The 25,139-nt window shown below is 62.1% G+C and carries 20 protein-coding genes and 1 tRNA gene; 11 read left to right on the plus strand and 10 right to left on the minus strand.

The window, feature by feature from the left end; genetic code table 11:
* Positions 1-13: 13 nt before the first annotated feature.
* From FNV92_RS02390 to fahA, 3 genes are all read left to right on the plus strand, one after another.
* Positions 14-970 carry an MBL fold metallo-hydrolase gene (locus tag FNV92_RS02390; protein ID WP_143842390.1) on the plus strand — a complete coding sequence of 319 codons (957 nt, stop codon included), beginning with the start codon at positions 14-16 and terminating at the stop codon, positions 968-970.
* Positions 971-972: 2 nt separating this feature from the next.
* Complete coding sequence (hmgA, locus tag FNV92_RS02395; protein WP_168213388.1) at positions 973-2,319, plus strand: homogentisate 1,2-dioxygenase; 1,347 nt, start codon at positions 973-975, stop codon at positions 2,317-2,319.
* A 196-nt stretch (positions 2,320-2,515) separates the two neighbouring features.
* Positions 2,516-3,781, plus strand: a complete 1,266-nt coding sequence (fahA, locus tag FNV92_RS02400) for a fumarylacetoacetase (RefSeq protein WP_143842388.1) — start codon at positions 2,516-2,518, stop codon at positions 3,779-3,781.
* A 149-nt stretch (positions 3,782-3,930) separates the two neighbouring features.
* Here fahA and FNV92_RS02405 read toward each other — a convergent pair whose 3' ends face one another.
* Both FNV92_RS02405 and FNV92_RS02410 read right to left on the minus strand, forming a co-directional pair.
* Positions 3,931-4,242, minus strand: a complete 312-nt coding sequence (locus FNV92_RS02405; RefSeq protein WP_143842387.1) for a DUF1272 domain-containing protein — start codon at positions 4,240-4,242, stop codon at positions 3,931-3,933.
* A 73-nt stretch (positions 4,243-4,315) separates the two neighbouring features.
* Entirely contained in the window at positions 4,316-4,795 is a 480-nt protein-coding gene (locus FNV92_RS02410; protein WP_014439128.1) for an Lrp/AsnC family transcriptional regulator, read from the minus strand.
* 120 nt (positions 4,796-4,915) lie between these two features.
* Between FNV92_RS02410 and hppD the strand changes: the two genes are divergently transcribed.
* Positions 4,916-6,034, plus strand: coding sequence for a 4-hydroxyphenylpyruvate dioxygenase (gene hppD / locus FNV92_RS02415; protein WP_143842386.1), 1,119 nt, complete (start codon positions 4,916-4,918; stop codon positions 6,032-6,034).
* A gap of 224 nt (positions 6,035-6,258) precedes the next feature.
* Here the strand turns inward: hppD and FNV92_RS02420 are convergent, their stop codons facing one another.
* The 4 genes from FNV92_RS02420 to FNV92_RS02435 form a co-directional block, all read right to left on the minus strand.
* Positions 6,259-7,365 (minus strand): CaiB/BaiF CoA transferase family protein, encoded by a 1,107-nt coding sequence (locus FNV92_RS02420; RefSeq protein WP_143842385.1) that lies wholly within the window; start codon positions 7,363-7,365, stop codon positions 6,259-6,261.
* Between the two features lie 204 nt (positions 7,366-7,569).
* Positions 7,570-8,370 carry an FAD binding domain-containing protein gene (locus FNV92_RS02425; protein WP_143842384.1) on the minus strand — a complete coding sequence of 267 codons (801 nt, stop codon included), beginning with the start codon at positions 8,368-8,370 and terminating at the stop codon, positions 7,570-7,572.
* Positions 8,371-8,383: 13 nt separating this feature from the next.
* Positions 8,384-10,726, minus strand: coding sequence for a xanthine dehydrogenase family protein molybdopterin-binding subunit (locus tag FNV92_RS02430; RefSeq protein WP_143842383.1), 2,343 nt, complete (start codon positions 10,724-10,726; stop codon positions 8,384-8,386).
* 84 nt (positions 10,727-10,810) lie between these two features.
* Positions 10,811-11,296, minus strand: a complete 486-nt coding sequence (locus FNV92_RS02435; protein WP_143842382.1) for a (2Fe-2S)-binding protein — start codon at positions 11,294-11,296, stop codon at positions 10,811-10,813.
* 334 nt (positions 11,297-11,630) lie between these two features.
* Between FNV92_RS02435 and FNV92_RS02440 the strand changes: the two genes are divergently transcribed.
* The gene (locus FNV92_RS02440; protein WP_143842381.1) at positions 11,631-13,670 is read left to right on the plus strand and encodes a methyl-accepting chemotaxis protein; all 2,040 of its coding nucleotides are present in this window, start codon (positions 11,631-11,633) and stop codon (positions 13,668-13,670) included.
* A gap of 196 nt (positions 13,671-13,866) precedes the next feature.
* The gene (locus FNV92_RS02445; RefSeq protein ID WP_143842380.1) at positions 13,867-15,900 is read left to right on the plus strand and encodes a methyl-accepting chemotaxis protein; all 2,034 of its coding nucleotides are present in this window, start codon (positions 13,867-13,869) and stop codon (positions 15,898-15,900) included.
* A 14-nt stretch (positions 15,901-15,914) separates the two neighbouring features.
* On the opposite strand, the gene FNV92_RS02450 is transcribed toward FNV92_RS02445, so the two are convergent.
* Positions 15,915-16,301, minus strand: coding sequence for a DUF3175 domain-containing protein (locus tag FNV92_RS02450; RefSeq protein ID WP_143842379.1), 387 nt, complete (start codon positions 16,299-16,301; stop codon positions 15,915-15,917).
* 182 nt (positions 16,302-16,483) lie between these two features.
* On the opposite strand from FNV92_RS02450, the gene FNV92_RS02455 reads away from it, so the two are divergent.
* The 3 genes from FNV92_RS02455 (at position 16,484) to FNV92_RS02465 (ending at position 20,507) form a co-directional block, all read left to right on the plus strand.
* Positions 16,484-17,971 (plus strand): MFS transporter, encoded by a 1,488-nt coding sequence (locus FNV92_RS02455; RefSeq protein WP_143842378.1) that lies wholly within the window; start codon positions 16,484-16,486, stop codon positions 17,969-17,971.
* Positions 17,972-17,975: 4 nt separating this feature from the next.
* Positions 17,976-18,806, plus strand: a complete 831-nt coding sequence (gene otsB, locus FNV92_RS02460; RefSeq protein WP_143842377.1) for a trehalose-phosphatase — start codon at positions 17,976-17,978, stop codon at positions 18,804-18,806.
* Positions 18,807-19,043: 237 nt separating this feature from the next.
* Positions 19,044-20,507 carry a trehalose-6-phosphate synthase gene (locus FNV92_RS02465; protein WP_168213387.1) on the plus strand — a complete coding sequence of 488 codons (1,464 nt, stop codon included), beginning with the start codon at positions 19,044-19,046 and terminating at the stop codon, positions 20,505-20,507.
* A 49-nt stretch (positions 20,508-20,556) separates the two neighbouring features.
* Here the strand turns inward: FNV92_RS02465 and FNV92_RS02470 are convergent, their stop codons facing one another.
* Positions 20,557-20,901: a hypothetical protein gene (locus tag FNV92_RS02470; protein ID WP_143842375.1), complete on the minus strand. Its 345-nt coding sequence runs from the start codon at positions 20,899-20,901 to the stop codon at positions 20,557-20,559.
* 196 nt (positions 20,902-21,097) lie between these two features.
* Here FNV92_RS02470 and FNV92_RS02475 point away from each other — a divergent pair.
* Positions 21,098-21,187, plus strand: a tRNA-Ser gene (locus FNV92_RS02475).
* A gap of 783 nt (positions 21,188-21,970) precedes the next feature.
* Complete coding sequence (locus FNV92_RS02480; RefSeq protein WP_106949659.1) at positions 21,971-22,456, plus strand: hypothetical protein; 486 nt, start codon at positions 21,971-21,973, stop codon at positions 22,454-22,456.
* A gap of 46 nt (positions 22,457-22,502) precedes the next feature.
* On the opposite strand, the gene FNV92_RS02485 is transcribed toward FNV92_RS02480, so the two are convergent.
* Both FNV92_RS02485 and FNV92_RS02490 read right to left on the minus strand, forming a co-directional pair.
* Entirely contained in the window at positions 22,503-24,200 is a 1,698-nt protein-coding gene (locus FNV92_RS02485) for an ATP-dependent nuclease (protein WP_106949658.1), read from the minus strand.
* Positions 24,201-24,372: 172 nt separating this feature from the next.
* The gene (locus FNV92_RS02490) at positions 24,373-25,056 is read right to left on the minus strand and encodes an HNH endonuclease (protein ID WP_199580903.1); all 684 of its coding nucleotides are present in this window, start codon (positions 25,054-25,056) and stop codon (positions 24,373-24,375) included.
* Between the last annotated feature and the right edge of the window lie 83 nt (positions 25,057-25,139).

The following is a 25,139-nucleotide window of genomic DNA, read 5'->3' on the forward strand; positions in this document are numbered from 1 at the left end:
TAAGGATGAATTGATGGCGAAGAACTTCGCATCCACCGGCGATCTCTCCGAGAAGAAAATCACCTTCTCCGAGATTGGCCCCGATCTCTACGCCTTCACCGCCGAGGGCGATCCGAACACGGCGATCATCGTCGGCGACGACGGCTGCCTCGTGTTCGATGCACAGTCGACGCCGGCGATGGCCAACAAGGTGATCGAGCGCGTCAAGACTGTCACCGACAAGCCGATCAAATATGTCGTGCTGTCGCATTATCACGCCGTGCGCGTGCTGGGAGCGTCCGCCTACAAGGCGCAAGGCATCGTGGCCTCGCAGGAGACCCGTCGGCTGATCGCCGAGCGCGGCCAGCAGGATTGGGATTCCGAATATGGCCGTTTCCCGCGCCTGTTCCAGGATGCCGCCAGCATTCCGGGGCTGACCTGGCCGACGCTGACCTTCGAAGGTGAGATGTCGATCTATCTGGGCAAGCGCGAAGTCCGCCTGATGCAGCTTGGCGCCGGCCACACTTCGGGCGACATCGTCGCCTGGGTGCCGGATGCCGACGTCATGTTCTCCGGCGATCTCATCGAGTATCACTCGGCCTGCTATTGCGGCGATGCGCATTTGCGGGAATGGCCGATGACGCTGAACGAGATCCGCAACTTCAATCCGAAGGCGATCGCGCCGGGTCGCGGCGATGCGCTGAAGGGCACCGCGACGGTGCGCGAAGCCATCGCGATGACGCGCGACTTCGTCACCTCGCTCTATGGCGCCGCCGAGATCTCCGTCGCCAAAGGCCGGACGCTGAAGGAGACGATGGCGGCGACGCGCGAAGTGATGGATCCGAAGTTCCACAGCTTCGCCATCTACGAGCACTGCCTGCCGTTCAACGTGTCGCGCGCCTATGACGAAGCGTCGGGGATCGACGATCCCGTGATCTGGACCGACAAGCGCGACCAGGAAATGTGGGCCGCTCTGCAAGGAGGAGGATAGAAATGAACATCAATACCTCGCCTGATCAGATCATCCGCAGCTCGGCGCAGGTCACGCCGGGCTACATGTCCGGCTTCGGCAACAGCTTCGAGACCGAAGCGCTGCCGGGCGCCTTGCCGATCGGGCGCAACTCGCCGCAGCGCTGCGCCTACGGGCTCTATGCCGAGCAGCTCTCGGGCTCGCCCTTCACTGCGCCGCGTGGCACCAACGAGCGGTCCTGGCTCTATCGCATCCGCCCCTCGGTCAAGCACTCCGGCCGGTTCGAAAAGGCCGATGCCGGCCTGTGGCGGTCGGCGCCGTGTCATGAATACGATTTGCCGATCGCGCAGTTGCGCTGGGATCCGGCGCCGATCCCGAAGGAGGATACGACCTTTCTGCAGGGCGTGCAGACCATGACGACCGCGGGTGACGTCAATACGCAGGCGGGCATGGCGGCGCATATGTACCTCATCACCAAGTCGATGGTGGACCAGCATTTCTACAATGCCGATGGCGAGCTGATGTTCGTGCTCCAGCACGGCAAGCTCCGCCTCGTAACCGAGTTCGGCCGCATCGACGCCGAGCCCGGCGAGATCGTGGTGATCCCGCGCGGCGTGAAATTCCGCGTCGAGATTTCGAACGGGCCTGCGCGCGGCTATCTCTGCGAGAATTATGGCGGTGCCTTCACGCTGCCGGAGCGTGGGCCGATCGGCGCCAATTGTCTCGCCAATGCGCGCGACTTCCTCACGCCGGTTGCCTACTACGAGGACAAGGACACGCCCACCGAGCTGTTCGTCAAATGGGGCGGCGCGCTATTCAAGACGAATTTGCCGCACTCGCCGATCGACGTGGTCGCCTGGCACGGCAACTACGCGCCTTACAAATACGATCTGCGCACCTTCTCTCCGGTCGGCGCGATCGGCTTCGACCATCCCGATCCCTCGATCTTCACGGTACTGACCTCGCCGTCCGAGACGGCGGGCACCGCGAACATCGACTTCGTGATCTTCCCGGAGCGCTGGATGGTCGCCGACAACACCTTCCGTCCGCCGTGGTATCACATGAACATCATGAGCGAGTTCATGGGCCTGATCTACGGCGTCTACGACGCCAAGCCGCAGGGCTTTGTCCCCGGTGGGGCCAGCCTGCATAACTGCATGCTGCCGCACGGCCCCGACCGCGACGCCTTCGAGCATGCCAGCAATGGCGAACTGAAGCCGGTGAAGCTGACGGGCACGATGGCCTTCATGTTCGAGACCCGCTACCCGCAGCGCGTCACGGCGCATGCCGCGAATGCGTCGACGTTGCAGGAGGACTACGCGGATTGTTGGAAGGGGCTGGAGAAGCGGTTCGACCCGAATAGGCCGTAGCCTTTCTTACCCTCCCCTGGAGGGGGAGGGGCGTTCGCGTTAGCGAGGGGGGTGGGGTGACGGTCTCTCCGCATGGAGCACTGCCCGTGTTGAGAGATCACCTCACCCCGTCTCATATTTCGCTGCGCTCAATATGAGCCGACCCTCCCCCTCCAGGGGAGGGTAACACCGTCACCGCCGTGCGCACGGGAAACCAATGCCTCACCCCAACGATCCCAGCCTCCGCTCCTTCATCGACGTCGATGCCGCCTCCGACTTCCCGATCCAGAACCTGCCCTATGGGGTGTTCTCGACAGCGAAGACGAGCCCACGTCTCGGTGTCGCCATCGGCGATTTTGTGCTCGACCTCTGGGAATTGGAGCAGGAGGGGCTGATCAGCGTCGGCGATCCCGGCGTCTTTGCCGTCGGTCTCAATGCGCTGATGCACAAGGGGCCGCAGGTCTGGTCTCGGATACGTTCGCGAATTTCCGAGTTGCTGCGCGACGACAATCCCGAGCTACGCGACAACAAGCAACTGCGTGACCACGTGCTGATCCCGCGCGCCGACGTGACGATGCACATGCCGTTCAACGTCTCCGGCTACACAGACTTCTACTCGTCGAAAGAGCACGCCACCAATGTCGGCGTGATGTTCCGCGGCAAGGACAATGCGCTGCAGCCGAACTGGCTGCATATGCCGATCGCTTATAACGGCCGCGCCTCCACCGTCGTGGTGTCAGGTACCAAGGTGAAGCGGCCGCGCGGGCAGCTGAAGCCGCCGAATGTCGATGTGCCCAGTTTCGGGCCCTGCAAGCGCCTCGATTTCGAGCTGGAGATGGGCGTGGTGGTCGGCCAGTCGTCGCCGATCGGCTGCATGCTGACGGAGCAGCAGGCCGAGGAGATGATCTTCGGCTTCGTGCTTCTCAACGACTGGAGCGCGCGCGACATCCAGCAATGGGAATATGTGCCGCTCGGCCCGTTCCTCGCCAAGGCGTTTGCGACCTCGATCAGCCCGTGGGTGGTGACGCGCGAGGCGCTGGAGCCGTTCCGCCTGAAGGGGCCGGAGCAGGAGCCGGTGCCGCTCGACTATCTCAAGCAGACGAGACCTCAGAATTACAACGTCGAGCTCGACGTCTCGTTGCGCCCTGGCGGCGCGAATGCTCCTATCAGCATCAGCCGCACCAATTTCAAATACATGTACTGGTCCTCGGTGCAGCAGCTGGTGCACCACGCCTCCTCGGGCTGTGCCATGAATGTCGGCGATCTCCTGGGCAGCGGCACCATCTCCGGCCCGGAGAAGGATCAACGCGGTAGCTTGCTCGAGATCAGCTGGAACGGCACCGAGCCGGTCGAACTCCCCGGCGGCGTCAAGCGCTCGTTCCTGGAAGACGGCGACAGCCTCGTCATGCGTGGCTGGTGCCAGGGCAACGGCTATCGCGTCGGGTTCGGCGAGGTCGAGGGGACGATTTTGCCGGCGGAGTAGGCCTCGCTGCGGCCACAACCTCCATCATTGCGAGGAGCCGGCGACAAAATTGCGAAGCAATTTTGCGCTGGCGACGAAGCAATCCAGAATCTTTCAGCGGAGGGATTCTGGATGCTTCGCTGCGCTCGCGATGACGGCGTGGAGCGAGTTTACCGCCTCTCGGGTGGTACATCGCGTATCCGCGCGCAATGCGCCGCGACATCCTCCACGCTGTATTTCAAATGCACTCGCTTGTCCGACGGCACCTGTTTCGTCGTGCATACGCCCGGCCGCCATTCCTGCGTCGGCCTGATCGGGCGCGGCGCAAAGCCGCCACCGCAGTTCGGGCAGACGTTCGACAGCTTGGTTTCCACGCAGTCCGCGCAGAACGTGCATTCGTAGGAGCAGATCCGCGCATCCTTCGCATCAGGGGGCAGGTCGCGGTCGCAATATTCGCAGTTCGGTCGAAGCTGGAGGGCCATGGTCGAATCTCCGCAAGATGCCCTGATCATCGCAGACGGGGCGTGGTGGGCGAAGGCCGTAGTTCCCTCGATTTCAGCCAGCCTTCAAATCCTTCAGCGGCAGCTTTGAGCTCTCCTTCAGCCGGTCGAGCACGATCGACGAGCGCACATGCGCTACGCTCTGGTGCGGCATCAAGACGTCATTGACGAGATTGGAGAGCCCCTTGAGGTCACGCAGCACGGCCTTCAGCACGTAGTCGGCGTCGCCCGTCAGGGAATAGGCTTCCTGGATCTCGTCGATGCGGTTGACCAGCGTGCGAAACCGCTTGGAGTTGTCGGGCGAGTGGGTCGCGAGCCCCACCTGGATGAAGGCGATCACGCCGAAGCCGAGCGCCTCGCTGGAGAGATCGGCGTGATAGCCCGAGATCACCTTCTCCTCCTCCAGCCGCATCCGCCGCCGCGAGCATTGCGACGCCGAGAGGCCCGCGATGTCGGCAAGCTCCTGGTTGGTGAGGCGGCCGTCATCCTGGAGCGCGGTCAGAATCTTGAGGTCGAAGGCGTCTACCGAAATCATGCGTCATTTGTCCATTTAATGCACAGATCGTGCATAGGATAGCCAAGACGCGTCCCGTTTGCACGCTCCTTGCGCGCTCAATGAAGGATAGTTCATGGCAACAGCAATCTGGAGAACACCATGGGTCCGTTTCCGCACGATGCACCGCCGGCCACGATCACCGCCGACAATCCGATGGGCACCGACGGGTTCGAGTTTGTCGAATACGCCCATCCTAATCCGGAAGAGCTGCATGCGCTGTTCAAGCTGATGGGCTACGCGCCCGTCGCGCGCCACAAGAGCAAGCGGATCACCGTCTATCGCCAGGGCGACATCAACTATCTCGTCAACGAGGAGCCCGGCACCCACGGCCATGATTTCGTCGCCGCGCATGGCCCCTGCGCGCCGTCGATGGCGTTTCGCGTCGTCGATGCGAAGGCGGCCTACGACCGTGCGATTTCGCTCGGCGCGGAGCCTGCCGATGTTTCATCGGCGCAGAAGACGCTCGATGTGCCAGGGATCAAGGGCATCGGCGGCAGCTTGCTCTATTTCGTCGATCGCTATGGCGCCAAGGGCTCGGCCTACGATTCCGAGTTCGAGTGGCTGGGTGCGCGCGACCCGCGCCCGGCCGGCGCGGGCCTGTTCTATCTCGATCACCTCACCCACAACGTCCATCGCGGCCGCATGGACGTGTGGACGGGCTTCTACCAAAAGCTCTTCAATTTCCGCCAGATCCGCTTCTTCGACATCGAGGGCCGCGCCTCGGGCCTGTTCTCGCGTGCGCTGACCAGCCCGGACGGCAAGATCCGGATCCCGATCAATGAGGACGCTGGCGATTCCGGCCAGATCGAGGAATATCTGAATATCTATCGCGGCGAAGGCATCCAGCACATCGCCTGCGGCTGCCGCGACATCTATGGCACGATCGAAGGCCTGCGTGCAGCCGGCTTGCCGTTCATGCCCTCACCGCCAGAGACCTATTTCGAGCGGATCGACGCGCGCCTGCCCAAGCATGGCGAGGATCTCACCCGCCTGCAGAAGAACGGCATCCTGATCGACGGCGAAGGCGTGGTTGACGGCGGCCAGACCAAGGTGCTGCTGCAGATCTTCTCGGCGAACGCGATCGGCCCGATCTTCTTCGAGTTCATCCAGCGCAAGGGCGACGACGGCTTTGGCGAGGGCAATTTCAAGGCCCTGTTCGAGTCGATCGAGGAGGACCAGATCCGGCGCGGGGTGCTGAAGGTGGATACGGCGGCGTAGACGCTGCTGTTGGCCCCGTCTGCGCTTCATAACGGCTGTCGCCCCGGACAAGCGTGAGCGCAGATCCGGGGCCCATACCGCGGAATCCATCGGTTGCGATCGCTAGGAGTACCGAACGGCTAGTCTCAGCCAAACCACTTCCTGTGGTTATGGATCCCGGATCAGCGCTCCGCTTCGCTGCGCTTGTCCGGGACGACGGCGGAGTGTTTTGCGACGGCGGAGCCTTACCGCTTCCACGCGCTCGTCACCGCGCCGATCTCGGCTCCCTCCGGCTCACGCACCGACGACGGCGTGCGCGAGAACCTTGGCGCCGGCGCGGGCTGCTTCACGCCGTGGCGTTCGACGAAGACGTTGCGGGCGACCATGTGCGGATGCTCGGTCGCCTCAGACATGGTCAGGACCGGCGCGAAGCAGATGTCGGTGCCTTCCATGATCTTGCACCAGTCCTCGCGCGTCTTGCTCTTGAAGACGGCCTTCAACTTCTCCTTCAGCGCGGGCCAGGCCTTGGGGTCCATCTGCGCGTCGAAATCGGCGTCGGTGAGGCCTGCGTGCTCGCGCAGCAGCGCGTAGAATTGCGGTTCGATCGAGCCGATCGAGACGAAATGGCCGCAGGCGCATTCATAGACGCCGTAGAAGTGAGCGCCGCCGTCCAGGAAGTTCCGGTTGCGGCCTTCGGTCCAGCGGCCAAGCGTTTTCATGTCGAAGAAGAACGACATCAGCGATGCCGCGCCGTCGCACATCGCTGCATCGACAACCTGGCCCTTGCCGGACCTCTGCGCTTCGAGCAGCGCCGCGAGCACGCCGACGACGAGATAGAGCGCGCCGCCGCCGAAATCGCCGACCAGGTTGAGCGGCGGCACCGGGGCCTCCTTGGTGCCGATTGCGGCGAGCGCGCCGGTGATCGAGATGTAGTTGATGTCATGGCCGGCCGCGTTGGCGAGCGGGCCCTCCTGGCCCCAGCCGGTCATGCGGCCGTAGACGAGTTTTGGGTTGCGCGCGAGCACGACGTCGGGGCCGAGCCCGAGCCGCTCCATCACGCCCGGGCGAAAGCCTTCGACCAGCGCGTCGGCATTCGCCAGCAGGTCGAGCACCTGCGCGATCGCCGCCTTGTCCTTGAGATCGAGCTCGATCACCTTGCGGCCGCGGCCCGCCACCGACTTCATGCTCTTCTTGGCGCCGACGCGGTCGAGCGTGACGACGTCGGCACCCATGTCGGCCAGCATCATACAGGCGAACGGGCCGGGACCGATGCCCGCGAATTCGACGACGCGGAAACCGGAGAGCGGGCCGGAGGTGCGGACGGAAGCGGTCTGGGCTGGTTTATCGAGCACGTGTTGTTTCCTCGGGTCGCGGGCGAATGCCGATGATCCGGCAATCGCCTCGGACGTTCCTCTGTGGGCGAGTTAATTGGCTGATTAACTTTTCTCGCCTTCACGCCAGCGAGGCAAGCGCTTTTCATGCGTGGGCGCATAATAAAAGCGGCGCGCATTGCTGCGCGCCGCGGAATATTTGTGTTGAGGCGCTAAGGCGAAACGTCAGCCTGCGGCGGTCACCGCGCGCTGCGCCATCACCTTGACGAGATTGGCGCGGTATTCCGCCGTGCCGTGGATATCGGCCAGCAGGTTGCTCGCCGAAATGCTGACGCCATCGATCGCCGACGGTGACCAGTTCGCCTTCAGCGCCGCTTCGATCGCGGGCACCCGCATCACGCCGCTCTGCGAGGCGCCGGTGGCGGCAACACGAACCTCGCCCGACTTCGTCTGCGCGACGAACACGCCGGTCAATGCGAAGCGCGAGGCCGGGTGCCGCATTTTCTCGTAGCCCGCCTTGGCCGGAACCGGGAACGACACGGCGGTGATGATCTCGCCGTCTTCGAGCGCCGTCGTAAACAGGCCCTGGAAGAAGTCCTCCGCCGCAATCGACCGCTTGTTGGTCTTCACGGTGGCGCCGAGCGCGAGCAGGGCGGCGGGATAATCCGCGGCAGGATCGTTGTTGGCGATCGAGCCGCCGATGGTGCCGCGATAGCGCACCGCGGGGTCGCCGAGCACCGAGGTGAGATAGGTGATCGCGGGGATCGCCTTCTTCACGTCGGCATTCTGCATGATGTCGAAATAGGTCGTGCCGGCCTTGATGGTCAGCACGTCGCCCGAGAGCTCGACACCCTGCAGCTCCTTGATCTTGCCGAGGTCGATCACGTCGGAGGGGCTGGCGAGGCGCTGCTTCATCACCGGCAGCAGCGTCTGGCCGCCGGCGAGGAACTTGGCTTCGCTGCCCTTGGCGAACAGGCTTACCGCTTCGTCGACAGAGGAAGCGCGATGATAAGTGGTCTGGTACATCTTCCTGCTCCTCTCAAGCCGCGTGGATCGTGCGCCACACCCGATCCGGGGTTGCGGGCATTTCCAGATTGTTCGTGCCGATCGCATCCGTGATCGCGTTGATCACGGCCGCAGAGGCGCCGATCGCGCCGGCCTCACCGCAACCCTTGATGCCGAGCGGATTGCCCGGGCACAGCGTCGTGGTGTGGGAGAGATTGAACGACGGCACATCGTCGGCGCGGGGCATGGCGTAATCCATGAACGAGGCCGTGACGGGCTGGCCGTTGGCGTCGTAGATCGCGTGTTCCAGCAGCGCTTGCCCGATGCCTTGCACAAGGCCGCCATGAACCTGGCCTTCGACGATCATCGGGTTGATCAGCCGGCCGAAATCGTCGGCCGCGACGAAGTTGACGAAGGACGTCTTGCCGGTGCCGGGATCGACCTCGAGCTCGCAGATATACGTGCCAGCCGGGAAGGTGAAGTTGGTCGGGTCGTAGAAGGCGCTTTCCTTCAGGCCCGGCTCCATCCCGTCAGGCAGATTGTGCGCGGTGTAGGCCGCGAGCGCGACCATCGGCAGTGCGATCGCCTTGTCGGTGCCGGTCACCTTGAACTCGCCATTCTCGATGACGATGTCGGCTTCGGAGGCCTCCAGCGCGTGCGCCGCGATCTTCTTGGCCTTGGATTCCATCTTCTCCATCGCCTTCAGGATCGCGGTGAGACCGACAGCCGCGGAGCGCGAGCCGTAGGTGCCCATGCCGAACTGCACCTTGTCGGTGTCGCCATGGACGATCGAGACTTGGCTGATGGGAATGCCGAGGCGTTCCGAGACCAGCTGGCAGAAGGTGGTCTCGTGCCCCTGGCCGTGGCTGTGCGAGCCCGTGAGGATCTCGATGGTGCCGACCGGGTTGACGCGCACTTCGGCCGACTCCCACAGGCCGACGCCGGCGCCCAGGCTGCCGACGGCCTTCGACGGCGCGATGCCGCAGGCCTCGATGTAGCAGGACAGACCGATGCCGCGCAGCTTGCCGTCGGCTTTCGCCTTGGCCTTGCGGGCAGCGAAGCCGGCATAGTCGATCGCCTTCATCGCGGCGTCGAGCGAGGCATTAAAGTCGCCGACGTCATAGGCCATGATCACGGGGGTCTGGTGCGGGAACTGGGTGATGAAGTTGGTCCGGCGCAGTGCCGCCGGGTCAACCTTCAACTGCCGGGCCGCCGTCTCCATCAGACGTTCGATCAGATAGCTCGCCTCGGGGCGGCCCGCGCCGCGATAGGCGTCGACCGGCGTCGTGTTGGTGTAGACGCCGATCACCTCGGCATGGATTGCCGGGATGTTGTACTGGCCCGACAGCAGCGTCGCGTAGAGATAGGTCGGGACCGACGACGAGAACAGCGACATGTAGGCGCCGAAATTGGCGTAGGTCTTCACCTTCAGGCCGGTGATCCTGTTGTTGGCGTCGAACGCCATCTCGGCATGGGTGACATGATCGCGGCCATGCGCGTCGGTGAGGAAGGCCTCGGTGCGGTCGCCGGTCCATTTGACGGGACGACCGACCTTCTTCGACGCCCACAGCGCCACCATCTCCTCGGGATAGATGAAGATTTTCGAGCCGAAACCGCCGCCGACGTCGGGGGCGATCACGCGCAGCTTGTGCTCTGGGGCGATGTTGTAGAATGCCGACAGCACGAGGCGGGCGACGTGCGGGTTCTGCGAGGTCGTGTAGAGCGTGAAGTGCTCTTCCGCCGCGTCGTAATCGGCGATCGCCGCGCGCGGCTCCATCGCGTTCGGCGCGAGGCGATTGTTGGTGACGTCGAGTTTCACGACATTGGCGGCCTTGGCGAAGGCGGCATCCGTCGCGCCTTCGTCGCCGATCACCCAGTCATAGACCTGGTTGCCGGGCGCTTCAGGGTGAAGCTGTGGCGCGCCGGACTTGATCGCGGCGTGAACGTCGGCCACCGCGGGGAGCTCTTCGTAGTCGACGACGACCGCTTCGGCCGCATCGCGCGCCAAATTCTTGCTCTCGGCGATCACGACCGCGACGGCCTGACCGACGAAACGCACGGTTTCCGGCGCCATCGCCGGCCATGCGCCCATCTTCATTGGGCTACCGTCCTTGGAGGTGATGGCCCAGCCGCAGATCAGGTTGCCGACCTTGTCGTCGACGATCTGCTGGCCCGTGAGCACCGCGACCACGCCCGGCATCTTCAGCGCGGCGGACGAGTCGATCTTCTTCACCTTGGCGTGCGCGTGCGGGCTTCTGATGAAATGGGCATGGGTCATGCCTTGCAATTTGATGTCGTCGACGTAGCGGCCCTTGCCGGTAATGAAACGCTTGTCTTCCTTGCGCACGACTCGCGCGCCGATGCCTTCAACACCCATTGTCTGGTCCTCCCGACCGGAATTGTCTTGACTGCGCTTTCCCTCGAAAGCCGCAGCGATTGTTCTTTTTCGAGGCGAGCCGCTTTACTCGGCCGCCTGCGAGACCTTCATGCGCCCGGCTGCGTCCAGCACAGCCTTGACGATGTTGTGGTAGCCGGTGCAGCGGCAGATATTGCCTTCGAGCTCGTGGCGGACGGTCGCCTCGTCGAGCTGGCCGCCGTGACGCTGAACGATGTCGATCGCCGACATGATCATGCCCGGCGTGCAATAACCGCACTGCAGGCCGTGATTGTCCCGGAACGCGGCCTGCATCGGGTGCAGCTCGTCGCCCTTGGCGATGCCTTCGATGGTGGTGACGTTGGCGCCGTCGGCTTGGCCCGCCAGCATGGTGCAGGATTTTACGGCCTTGCCGTCGACGTGGACGATGCAGGCGCCGCACTGGCTGGTGTCGCAGCCGACATGGGTCCCGGTGAGGTTGAGGGTATCGCGCAGAAGCTGGACCAGCAGCGTGCGGTCCTCGACATCGACAGCAACGGCCTTGCCGTTCACTGTCAGCTTGACTGTAGACACGGTGGAGTCCTCCCGGGATTGATTTTGATTGTTTCTAATTAGAGACAGCGACCCGGAACTTTGCAACTAGGATTTTGGTCGCCGCGGTCATTGAAAAGTCATTGATCCCGCCGAGGGCGCCAGACTTGCCTCGGGATTGCCCGTCGGAACGGTCGCCGGTGGCGGGATGCCAGCCATCGGGACCAGCCGGTAGGCCTTTGGCCGATGAAGCCCTGGATTGCACGGGACTGCCGAGTTTACCGCCCTTTATCCATTGTGCCCTAGTTTTGCGCATCCGGGCTTGGAGGCGGGGCGCCCCCGAGCCACGGCTGAATAGAATAAATGGGGGTTGGGAATGTCCGGGCGTACCGCGTCGCCGTCGAAGCGTACAATATTTCCGACCCTCCGGTTCCGTGCCAAGATCATTCTGGGCTTCGCCGCAGTCCTGGTGATCTCCGCCGGCAGCATGGCCTTCTCTTATTTCGGCTTTGAACGGGTATCGGACGGGGTCGGGTCCTACCGCAGCAGCGTTTCCGAGGCCGACCTGGCCCGAAACATCGACCGCGAGCTGCTCGGCTACCGTTCGGCCGTCAAATATTTCGTCGTCACCGGCAAGGAGGACGACGCCAAGGCGGCACTGGATGCTGAAAGCAGCCTGAAGAACGCCATCGATCAGGCCGTCAAGAGCGTCAAGCAGCCGGCGCGGCGGGACGGTCTCGACAAGCTCGCCAAGGAGTTCGTCAATTTCTCCACGACCTTTGCAAAGGTGCTCCAGGCCAAGCGCGACAGCGCGTTGCTGGTGCAGAATCAGCTCACGCGTAACGCCAACCTCCTGAAATACAAGCTCGACGACATCGGCAACAACGCCTCCGATTCCGAGGCGCAGTCGATCGAGTTCGGCACCAAGCAGGTCAACGCCCAGTTCCAGACTGCGAGTGCTGCGGCGACCAATTTCGTGCTGACATCCGACCAGTCGATTGCGACCAGCGCGCTGGCGCGGCTGAAATTCGTCGAGAATTCGCTCGGCGCGGTCTACTCCATGGACGACAAGATCGTCGCCGGGCTGAAGGACGCCAAGGCGATGCTCGTCGCCTATCGTGAATCGCTGGAGAAGCTGATCGCAAATGCCAAGATGGTCGACGAACTCGTCTCCGCGATGACCAATTCGGCTGGTGTGATCCTCCAGGGCGCCACCGCCATGAAGACGGACCTCGTCGCCGAGCAGCAGCGGCTGGATTCGGAGTCGGAAGCGACCATCGGGCAGACCGAGCAACTAGTGTTGATGCTGGCCGTCGGCGGCACGCTGCTTGGCGCGGTGCTCGCCTTCCTGCTCGGCACCGGCATCTCGCGTCCGATGATCGCGATGTGCAAGGCGATGCGCGAGCTGGCCTCGGGCAACTTCGATGTCGTGCTGCCGGGTTTGGGGCGCAGGGACGAGATCGGCGAGATGGCCGGTGCGGTCGAGGAGTTCAAGGTTCAGGCCGTCGCCAAGGCGGAGCGCGACGCTGCCGCCAGCGAAGCCCAGAACAAGGCGCAGGAGGCCGCACGTCGCTCCGAGCTGATCCGCTTTGCCGATGATTTCGAGAGCGCCGTCGGTGCCATCGTCTCCAACGTCTCGGCGTCGGCCGTTCAGCTCGAATCGGCCGCGTCCACGCTGACCCGCACCGCCGAGACCACGCAGAGCCTGTCGAGCCAAGTCGCTGACGTGTCCGAACAGGCTTCTTCGAACATGCAGTCGGTTGCGACCGCGACCGAAGAGCTCTCGGCCTCGGTCGAGGAGATCGGCCGCCAGGTTCGCGACTCCAGCCGCATCGCCGAAGCCGCCGTGGTGCAGGCCAAGGAGACCGATGGCCGCATCGGCAAGCTCTCGCACGCCGCCCAGCAGATCGGCGAAGTCGTCAAGCTCATCACCGCGATTGCCGAGCAGACCAATCTTCTCGCGCTCAACGCCACCATCGAGGCGGCGCGCGCAGGCGAAGCCGGCCGCGGCTTCGCTGTGGTCGCAAGCGAAGTGAAGTCACTGGCGAGCCAGACCGCGAAGGCCACCGACGAGATTTCCTCGCACATCACCGGCATGCAGGGTGCCACCGCCGAATCGGTCGCCGCGATCAAGGAGATCGGCGCGACCATCGGCCAGATCTCGTCGATCTCGACCTCGATCGCCAGCGCTGTCGAGCAGCAGGGTGCGGCGACGCAGGAGATCGCGCGGAGTGTCCAGACCGTCGCGCAGGGTACCCAGACCGCGGCCACCGACATCGGCCAGGTCAACCGCGGCGCCGCCGAGACCGGCTCGGCCTCGGAGGAGGTCCTGAACTCAGCCAAAACCCTCTCCAGCGAGAGCACGCGGCTGCGCGCCGAACTCGATCGCTTCATGGGGAATATCCGGGCGGCATAAGGCTGCATTTTACTGCGTCCGCTCCAGCCGGATTTTCAGCATTGCTCGCGGGAGGCCCTCCCGCGTCACCTAACCGCAAGTTGCGGCGCCATAAATTTACCGCCGCTTATCCTTTGCCAATTACCGTGCGTACGAGTCGGGGAGCGGGCTGCTCCCAGGCTGCGCCTGGTTTTCCGCGAATGGAATGGGTTGGGGAATGTCCGCCAAGTCGAAGCCGAACAAATGGAAGCTGCTCACCTTGCGTTTTCGTGCAAAAATCATCCTCGGTTTCGTGGCGGTGCTGGCCATCCTCGCTGTCAGCATGGCTTTCGCCTATTTCGGCTTCGAGCGAATCGCCGGCGCCGTGGCCTCCTACCGCACCAGCGTGGCCGAAGCTGACCTCGCGCGGACGGTCGATCGCGATCTGATCGCTTACCAGGGGCTGGCCCGGGCCTACACACTTACCGGTGCGGTCGATGACGAGACCGCGGCCAAGGCGGCCGAAGAGAATCTGAAGGGCGCGATCGCCAAGTCGATGGCCGCGACCACCGGCGCCGCGCGCCGCGAGCAGGTCGGCAAGCTCGAGGCCGAGTTCCAGCGCTTCACGAAGGTGTTCAGCGAGATCATCACGCTGACGCGCGAGAACAACAAGATCGCGACCGACGAGCTCAATAGCGTCGGCAACAAGATCCGCTTCAAGTTTGACGATCTCGCCGATACCGCGGCCCTGGCCGGCCTGAACTCGGTTCAGACCACGGCCAAGGACGTCACCTCGCAATATCTGGCGGTCTCCACCTCGGTGAGCGCCTTTGTCGCCAAGCCGGAGCCGAAGACCGCCGACGGCGTGATCGCCCGCATCAAGTTCCTGGAGACCCTGCTGGTCTCGATCTATGCCAACGACCAGAAGATCAGCGACCGCGTCACCGAGATTGGCAATCTCCTGAAGCAGTACCGCACCTCCTTCTCGAAGCTGACCGAGAACGTGAAGGTCATCGTCAAGTCGAATGGCGAGATGACCAAGACGGCCGCGTCTATCCTGAAACTCTCGGCCGAGCTGCGGTCGGACCTGACCGCCGATCAGCAGCGCATCGAAGCGAGCGCCAACGCCACCATCGTCGACACCGAGCAGCTGATGTTGATGCTGGCGTTGGGCGGCCTCGCCGTTGGCGCGGTGCTGGCTCTGATGCTCGGCAATGGCATCTCGCGTCCGATGATCGCGATGTGCAAGGCGATGCGCGAGCTGGCCTCGGGCAACTTCGATGTCGTGCTGCCGGGTTTGGGGCGCAGGGACGAGATCGGCGAGATGGCCGGTGCGGTCGAGGAGTTCAAGGTTCAGGCGGTGGCCAAGGCGGAGCGCGACGCTGCCGCCAGCGAAGCCCAGAACAAGGCGCAGGAGGCCGCACGTCGCTCCGAGCTGATCCGCTTTGCCGATGATTTCGAGAGCGCCGTCGGTGCCATCGTCTCCAACGTCTCGGCGTCGGCCGTTCAGCTCGAATCGGCCGCGTCCACGCTGACCCGCACCGCCGAGACCACGCAGAGCCTGTCGAGCCAAGTCGCTGACGTGTCCGAACAGGCTTCTTCGAACATGCAGTCGGTTGCGACCGCGACCGAAGAGCTCTCGGCCTCGGTCGAGGAGATCGGCCGCCAGGTTCGCGACTCCAGCCGCATCGCCGAAGCCGCCGTGGTGCAGGCCAAGGAGACCGATGGCCGCATCGGCAAGCTCTCGCACGCCGCCCAGCAGATCGGCGAAGTCGTCAAGCTCATCACCGCGATTGCCGAGCAGACCAATCTTCTCGCGCTCAACGCCACCATCGAGGCGGCGCGCGCAGGCGAAGCCGGCCGCGGCTTCGCTGTGGTCGCAAGCGAAGTGAAGTCACTGGCGAGCCAGACCGCGAAGGCCACCGACGAGATTTCCTCGCACATCACCGGCATGCAGGGTGCCACCGCCGAATCGGTCGCCGCGATCAAGGAGATCGGCGCGACCATCGGCCAGATCTCGTCGATCTCGACCTCGATCGCCAGCGCTGTCGAGCAGCAGGGTGCGGCGACGCAGGAGATCGCGCGGAGTGTCCAGACCGTCGCGCAGGGTACCCAGACCGCGGCCACCGACATCGGCCAGGTCAACCGCGGCGCCGCCGAGACCGGCTCGGCCTCGGAGGAGGTCCTGAACTCGGCCAAAACCCTCTCCAGCGAGAGCACGCGCTTGCGTGCCGAGCTCGATCGCTTCATGGGCACGATTCGGGCGGCGTGAGGCTCAGCCGAGGCTCATTCCCTCCCGAAGGCCCGTTTCAGCTCCGTTTTCGCCCGTTCCAGCCGCGTGCGCTGCGCCTTTGGCAGCGTCTTGCCCGCGCGGTTGATGTAAAAGGTCAGCATCGACAGCGCCGAGCGGTAGGCGCCGGTCTTGCGGCGTGAGCTGCGCTCGGCCGAGCGCTTGAGCGAGGCGGCGATCTTCCTCGCGCTGGTCAGCTTGAACACACCTTGCTTGAGGTCGAGCGCGTCGCTCTCCTTTGTCACGCGCTGCGACCAGCGCTTTGGCGCATCACGCTTCGCGCTCTTGCGGGTCGTCGTGCTGCGACCCGTGCTTGTCGTACGGCGCGCTGTCTTTTGCCCGCCCCGCTTTTTCGAATGTGTCGTCTTTCTGACATGAGCCATGCGTCAACTCCTTGCGGCTCCATGGAAAACAGGCCGCCTCCCGCGCCGTTCCTGCGGGAACCTGCCCTTGCCGCAGACGTTGTCGCAGGTGGCAGGCGGAATGCCGCACCCGCGTGATTGGAACAACCCCGTCCACGTGATGTGAAGCGGGGCCGCTTTCATTTGGTCAAACCCAAAACGTGATGGAATTGCAGCAAAGCCCGGCGCTGAACTATGGATCTGACGTCTCGATGGCGGCTGCGGCCGATCGCGTCATCGAGACCAGCATTCCTGCGCGGCTCGATGCGCTGCCGTGGAGCGGCTTTCACACCCGCGTCGTGCTGGCGCTTGGCATCACCTGGATTCTCGACGGGCTCGAGGTGACGCTGGCCGGCGCACTTTCGGGTGCGCTCAAGCAGAGCCCTTCGCTGCACTTCTCCAATCTGGATCTCGGTATCGCCAACTCCGCCTATCTTGCGGGTGCGGTGCTCGGTGCACTCGGCTTTGGCTGGCTCACCGACCGCATCGGCCGCAAGAAGTTGTTCTTTATCACCCTCGCGCTGTATCTGTCAGCGACGGCCGCGACGGCGTTCTCCTGGAATGTCGCGAGCTACGCGCTGTTCCGTTTCCTCACCGGCGCCGGCATCGGCGGTGAATACACCGCGATCAACTCGACGATCCAGGAACTGGTGCCGGCGCGCTATCGCGGTTGGACCGATCTGGTCATCAACGGCAGCTTCTGGATCGGCGCGGCGATGGGTGCGGTGGCGGCGATCGTGCTGCTCGATCCCGGCGTGATCGATCCCGATCTCGGTTGGCGGCTGGCCTATCTCATCGGCGCGAGCATCGGCCTCGTCGTGCTGCTGATGCGGATGTGGATTCCGGAAAGTCCGCGCTGGCTGATGATCCACGGCCATCCCGATCAGGCGCACAAGATCGTCGACGAGATCGAACGCTCGGTGATCGGGCACGACCAGGATGCCGACGAAAGCCGCTTCGCCAAGATCCGCTTGAAGATGCGCGACCATACGCCGATCAGGGAGGTCGTGCACACACTGTTCTCAACCTATCGCAAGCGTGCGCTGGTCGGCCTCGTGCTGATGAGCGCGCAGGCGTTCTTCTACAACGCGATCTTCTTTACGTTCGCGCTGGTGCTGACTGACTTCTACGGTATCAGCGCCGATCATGTCGGCTGGTATCTGCTCCCCTTTGCGGCCGGAAATTTCCTCGGGCCGCTGCTGCTCGGCCGGCTGTTCGATACGCTCGGCCGCCGCGTCATGATCATGTTCACCTATGGCGCGTCGGGCCTGCTGCTGGCGCTGTCGGGCTATCTGTTCTCGATCGGCGCGCTGAGCGCGCAAGGGCAGACCATCGCGTGGATGGTGATCTTCTTCTTTGCGTCGCCCGCCGCGAGCGCGGCCTATCTCACCGTCAGCGAGACCTTCCCTCTGGAAGTTCGCGCGCTGGCGATCGCGGTGTTCTATGCGGTCGGCACCGGCATCGGCGGTGTCGCGGGGCCCGCGCTGTTTGGCGTACTGATCGACACGGGATCACGCACCAGCGTGTTCGCCGGCTATTTGCTGGGGGCATTTTTGATGATCGCGGCCGCGATCGTGGCGTGGCGGTATGCCGTCGCGGCGGAGCGAAAATCGCTCGAACAAATCGCGCGGCCGCTCGCCTTTATGGAGTAAGCTCATGAAATCGGAACTGGCGGAAATGCCGATGGTCGACCAACAAGCCGGGCGCAACGACAATGACAGGCCGGAATCGGTGCCGGTGCCGCATGCGCTGGTCCCGCATCTCCGCGAGACCGCGATCCTGCTCGATATCGACGGCACCCTGCTCGACCTGATGCCGACGCCGCGCGAGGTGTGGGTGCCGCCGGGCCTGTCGGAGACGTTGAGCCGGCTGACCGAACGCACGTCCGGCGCGCTGGCGATGGTCAGTGGCCGCTCGCTCAACGACATCGACCTGATCTTCGCGCCCGAGGTGTTTCGCGCGGTCGCAGGTCACGGCGCGGAGATGCGCCTGTCGGTGGGCAACGAGGCCGATGCGGTGAACGCGCCGCCGATGGACAAGGAGTTGAAGCGACGGCTCGCTGCGGTCGCAAAGCTCAGCCCCGGGATCCTGCTCGAGGACAAGGGCTATTCGCTGGCGCTGCACTATCGCCTCGCGCCGCATGCGGAGAAGGCGATCTACGAAGCGGTCTCGCTGATACGCGCCGATCTGCCCAATGCGCCGATCGAGGTGCTGCCCGGCAAGTTCGTCTGCGAGATCAAGCATTCCGGATTCACCAAGGCGACCGGCGTGCGCGAATTGATGAAGCACGAGCCGTTCAGGGGACGCCGGCCTATCTTCATCGGCGACGACGTCACCGATGAAACCGTGTTCGCGATCATGCCTGACATGAACGGCCTCTCCTTCTCGGTCGGCCGCCGCGCCATCGGCGTCAATGGCCACTTCGATGCGCCGAGCGATGTGCGCGCGTTCCTGGCACGTCTGCTCGACGACACAAGGTTGGAATAAGGCGTCGTCACAGCGGAGCCACATTGTCGTTCACGAAAGTTCCTGCGAACGCGCAATTCATGTTGTGCATCCCGGCGAGAAAGCCGCCTTTGTCGAGCGATATCGCCGGGTTCCCTCGATGGAAAACTGGTTCCAACGCGCATGCCTGATTTTGGTTTCAATCGGTAGAAATGATGACAGGAACCATATTGATGAACGGCAGTTAAATGGGGTGGAATGAACAGGAGGGGACGACCTGTGAACTTGATCGTCGTTTCAAATCGAGTTGCGCGCGGTAAACCCAACGAGCCGATGACGGGCGGCCTCGCTGCGGCCTTGCTTCCCGTCGTGGAAAATTCAGGTGCGATCTGGGTGGGTTCCTCCGGCCGCGTACGCGACGGCCACCAGAAGGAGCCGTTCGCCGAAATCGAAGCGCTTGGCTCGGGCGCGATCGCGACGCTGGATCTGCCGGCGGCGCATTACGGCGGCTATTATGAAGGCTTCGCCAATTCGGCACTATGGCCGGCGCTGCACTCGCGCAGCGATCTGATCCGCGTCTCGCGCGACGACTATGTCAGCTATCGCGAGGTCAACGCGTTCATGGCGCGCGCCTTGATGCGCTTCCGGAAAGACCAGACCGCGTTCTGGGTGCAGGACTATCATTTCCTGGCGCTCGGCGCGGAGTTGCGCGATCTCGGCGTCGATGATCCGATCGGCTTTTTCCTGCATACGCCCTGGCCCGTGGCTACGGTGATGCAGGGCGTGCCCAATCATCGCGAGCTGGTCACGGCGATGCTGGCTTATGATCTCCTCGGTTTCCAGACCGGCGAGGATTGCCAGAATTTTCTCGGCTATGCCGGCGGCGAACTTGGTCTTACCGTCGACGATGGCGTCGTCATCTCGCAAAACGGCCGCACCCGTTGCGAAGTCTTCCCGATCGGCATCGATGCCGAGAAGTTTGCGCAATATGCCGCGAAGTCGGCCTCGCATCCCGACGTGTCGCGGTTGCGCCGCAGCCTCAACGGCGAGCGGCTCGCGATCGGCGTCGACCGGCTCGATTATTCCAAGGGCCTCGTCAACCGTATCAGTGCGTTCGACCGGCTCTGGACCGAGCATCCGCAGTTTGCGCGCAGCATCTCGCTGCTCCAGATCGCCAACCCGTCGCGAGGCGCGATCGAGGCTTATGGCAATCTGCAGAACGACGTCGCCCGGCTCGTCAGCGACGTCAACGGCCGCCACGGCGAAGTCGACTGGACGCCGATCCGCTACCTCAACAAGGGTTTCAGCCAGGCCGTGCTCGCGGGCCTTTACCGCACCGCGCAGATCGGCGTGGTGACCCCGCTGCATGACGGCATGAACCTCGTCGCCAAGGAATATGTCGCCGCACAGAACCCGGCCGATCCCGGCGTGCTGGTTCTGTCGAAGTTCGCGGGGGCCGCGAACGAGCTCGATACTGCACTACTGGTCAATCCGCACGACATCGACGGCATGGCCCGCGCGATCGCTGTCGCCGCCGCGATGCCGCTGACCGAGCGCAAGATGCGCTGGGAAGTGATGATGAACAAGTTGCGCGGCCATACCATCCAGCAATGGTCGGCGGATTTCGTTGCGGAGCTGGAGAAGTGCCGGACCGAGAAGCACGCAGTAGCTCCGTTGGCCGCCCAGCCGCCGCAAGCACTGCGCTGGCTGAAGTCGGCGATTTCGGGTGTGCGGTTGATCTAGCCTTCTTCTTCCTCGCCCCGTTCCTACGGCGCAAGGGAGAGCGAGGTCATCAATAGCAATACGACACGCCGTCCAGGATCGCGCATTGCCGCTTGTTCGGCGCATTCGGATCATCCAGCGGCGCCATGCCCTTGCCCTGGCCGACGAACACGCCGGGTCCGACATGCACCGAGCTCTTGTTGCCGATGATCACACTCTGATGCGGCGTCGAGCTCGAGCGCGTCCCGTCGGGCCAGAGAATGGCATCGCCCGAAAGCATCATCCCGCGCCTTCCGTCGTCGCAGCTGACATCGACGCCCTGTCGGGTGCAGACCTGCGCCGGCGCGGGCCCGGCGAAGGCGGAGCCAAGAGCTGAAATCAAGCCCACAGCAGCGATGGTGTTAAGGATGGTCATGGCGTCCCCGGTCGTGATTGATGGCCTTCAGTGAATCGTCGCGCCATACCCGCCCCGGGTTCAGCCAAAGATCGGTTCCGTTGCCCCGACTCGCGTCATATATTGTCCTTAAAATACAATGGCTTGCGGAAAATTCACCCGATTTTCCTGCGATCCCTTGCAAAATCACCGGCGCCCCTTCAAGAGAGGGCGCTCCGGAGAGATGGCCGAGTGGCTTAAGGCGCACGCTTGGAAAGCGTGTGTGCGGGAAACCGTACCGTGGGTTCGAATCCCACTCTCTCCGCCACCCCACCAAAGTCGTCTCGTACTTGGAGCTGGAGATTAGGCAGGAAACTCGGCCGTTTTCCTGCTTTTCTGCGGGCGGAGATCTCCCGTCCCTCACCCAACAAGGGCCAGAATGAAGCCGGAGAACCGAATTTTCTCCGAATCTTAGAACCCGTAAAATTGGTCCAGTACGGCATTTCTCGGAAAATCGACGGCTTCGATGCGCCGCGGTTTGTATCTCTCTCGCTCACCCAAAAAGCCCTTCATTCGTAATGACGGGGTCGGGGTTCGAATTCCTCTTGCGGCACCAGCCTTTTCAAGCACTTACCTCCCATTTGCATCTCTGCGGCGCCGGCATAGGTACGCTGTGGCGTATTTTGTTGGCTACGCGTATTTCTTGCGATGATAGTTTTGATGATGATTCTGCGTTTGATGGTGATAGCGCAGTGGATGTTGCCACGTTGGTAACAACGAGTGCTTTACAGAATAATCTGTACGCCTAGTGTACGCGTGATATTTGGACGAAGCGTCCTAATGCATAAACAAACGGCCCGCCGGATTTCTCCAACGAGCCGTTTGCTGGTCCCGTCAGGTTACTGACGCGGATCGCCACGAGCGAGCGGAGCCGGATCGGACTTGGCAGTTGACCGGCTCTGCCGCTACGATTGCAAATCGGGGTTGCCGACTCGCCTAGGGACTCTCAGGGAGAAGGGTCCCGGATTCAAGGGATCAAGGGATAGTTCCCCACGATTTACCCGGAAGAAAGTGAGCCGGGCGCTGCCCGCTGAATGATCGACAGATAGTTATGGCCGGATCAGATGCATCGCTGTGGCCCGTAGTCGTCGGTGGGCTTCTGACATTGGCGGGCACCGCTGCGGGCTCGGTGGTGACGATCATCCGCGAAATTGCGCAACACCGGCGGGATGCGAAGAAACGACGCGCGGACAAGCTCGAAGAACTGGTTGCGGCCATTTACGAGTTCGACCATTGGCTGGAATGCGAGCGAAATCGCAAGGTGTATGGCGAAGACATCCCGGCGACAATGACGCCGTTTGCCAAGGTGCAATCCATTTCATCGATCTATTTTCCGCGCTTCTCAAATTTGCTCACTGAGTTGGATGTTGCTGCAAGTGGGTTGGAGGTTTGGATTGCCAAAGGCGCGCACAAACGTCTCAACAAAGACATCGCTGGTTTGAACGACGGCCAAGCGGAGGCGTACCGGCCATATATGGAGAAGCGCGAGAACTTGCTTTCAGCGCTCGGAAAGTATGCGCGCGAAGAACTCCAATAGCCGAATCCCGGAATTTTCTACGTCGTGCCGGATGCGCCGCGTCCTGTCAGGGCGTATGCAAAGCCTTCTCCAGCGACGCAACAAAAGTCTTTAGGACCTGAACCCGCTCCGGATGAACTGCGGCACCAGGCGCCTCAGTTACTAGCTTGGCAATTTCTGCTTTATCTTTTTGTTTGTCGCCGTCCGTCCATGGCTTGCCTGCCTTGGTAAGCCCAGCTTTGATCCGGTCACTCCATTTGGCTTTCCCGCCAAATATCTTCCAAGTCACATCCACGTTGTAAGTTTTTTGGAAATAGTCGCGATAAACGCTCTCGTCCAGTAAGTCCTCAAACTCTGCTTCAGTCATCCCTTGGCAAAGTGTCATGGTGACTTGCGCTTGATTGATCAGCGAATCCGCTTTCGCTTCTTCGAATGCCTTTCGACCCTCTTTATCGTCATCGAGCATCACGTAATAATTGCAGAGCAAGGTCTGAAGAAGGTTCAGGGAATATGAAAGCTTCGAGGCGCCTCCGATTGGCTCGAATGTTAAACTTCCGCTTTCCAGGGCGGCCTTCAAAATCGTTGAATAGTGGGGCAGCAACGCACGCAAAGCGATTTCGTCCTCCGTTCCTTCCACCACCACGATTAGTGCCGCATGTCGGAGATTGTCGGATGCCCTCACGCCCAGAATCTCACGCAGCTGTTCCAAGTTCTTTGCTGGCGCCGCTTTGTTTCGCGATATTATTCTGTTCGAAGGTACATTCGATCTATTCACTAGCGCCGGGCAATGTGTAGTGAGAATGATCTGACGATCTTCTTTCAGGCTATCAAGTACGTCCTTCAGCTGATGTATCGCTTTGGGATGTAGGTGAGATTCCGGCTCTTCGATGAGCAGAATAATATCCTTAGTTGATTCAGACTGCTGCAGAGCATTGGTTAGCAGGCCAATTGCCACAAGGCTCTTTACCCCATCGCCCTTCCGTTCTAGCGAGGTTGCGGCCCCGTCGTCGATTGTGATTTGAGCGGCGCGAGCCACAGCGCGTAGCCGATTTCTAGTCGGCAGATTGATTTTCACCTCCCGTAGCGAATTGCCAAGAACACCTTTAAGGTTCGCTCGAATCTTCGTAGCGATTGAATCCAAGACTGGCTGTTGCAGCTTCGTAAGTTCCTGCTGAAGCCTGGAGTATTGATTGTCTTTTTCTAGCAGCCGCAGCTCGCGCGCGACCAGCTCATTAACAAGTTCGTGCGATGTCTCCGCCGTTCGAATTGCGGGCACGTATGCAAAGTCCAGATTGTCGGCAATGAACCGACAGATCCGCTCGGCCTTATTAGAGAGCGCCTTTCCACCTTTGCCTGGCTTCGCTACGCGGAACTCCGCATAAGGACCAGAACTAAGTCGCAACTGGATCGGCAAAATTCCGTTGAGCTTGCTTTTTACAGACGCCGAAAACCGCAACATCTCTTGATCAGTAAGCAGGAAGTGCAGCTCAAATGTTGTCCAACCCTCCGGATTCGTCTTTTGCTTCTTGACCGGGAAATCCGCCTCCCAATCGTATGCATAAGTATCGAGCCGAATACGAATTGTCTCGCGGCCGCTTGCGATACGACCGCTGCGCAGCAGCTCCAGGCACATCTTTAGAGCATAGAGCACATTCGACTTGCCCTCGTTATTAGGGCCTATCAACGTAGTAACATTCGCTAAGTCATCAAATGCTGCTCGCGACATGCTACGATAATCTTCAATCCCAAAATGAGTTAGCTTCATGCAATCCTCGGTCGTAGAATCGAGGACACACTAGCGACAATCGTAGAAAGAGATCAATATGTTCAAGGCCGAAGCCGTCAACTTGCGCCTCCCACAGAGGATGTGTTGCTGAGGCTAGAGTTCGCAACTGTTGCGCTGCGGCGCGGAAAAATGCTCCCCGCCTCATAGGGACTCAGAGCTTTACTAGCCGCTCCTTGAGTTGCTGCACGGTGAGCCAGGGTCTGCGAGCGTGCACCATCCGATGACAATTCGAGCAGAGCAATGCCAGGTCGTCTAGCTTCGTTTTGTGCCCGGGCAGAAGCGTGTGGACGGGCTTAAGATGATGAGCTTCGATAAACCCTGCCCCATGCTCGCCGTAAGCGGCCTCAAAATCGAAGGAGCATACTTCGCAGGCTAGCTTGCCGGCCCCCTTGATCGCAGCGAGCTTCTTTTGCTCAACGAGCTTACGGTTACGCTCACGTGATAGATGCACACGCGTCAGTACCCGCCCTTCCTCCGCCTCAAACGTTTCTTCTGCCTCAGGTGCCGGCCCGATGGGCAACCCCGCATCAACGTTTGCGCGAATGGAGCTAGCGGTCAATGACAGCAAGACTTCGTTGCCTGCGAAGGCGGTCCAGATATCCCCCTCCAGCCTCCCGTCTCGCTCCAGTCCCTTCTTGCCCTCAGCTTTGTAAGCAAGATCGAAGCGCCGGAAATTCATGGCCTTCATATAGACGCCGTTGGGATTGCGGAAGTCTTCTCTCCCGGTTGAGAGCTGGGCGCCCATTTTGTTCAAGAGCTTCGAAAGCTCCACTATCTCCATGCTACCTTTGCCGGGCGGGTTACCCTGATGGCGCCGATAAAGTTCTAATGCCAAAATAAGCTCGTCCCGTGTTTAATTCGGATTCCGACCAATTGATTCCTCAGTCACCATAAGCCCCCGCCAACGTCATGTGCGCG

The organism is Bradyrhizobium cosmicum, from assembly GCF_007290395.2.
GTDB classification, from domain to species: Bacteria; Pseudomonadota; Alphaproteobacteria; order Rhizobiales; family Xanthobacteraceae; genus Bradyrhizobium; species Bradyrhizobium cosmicum.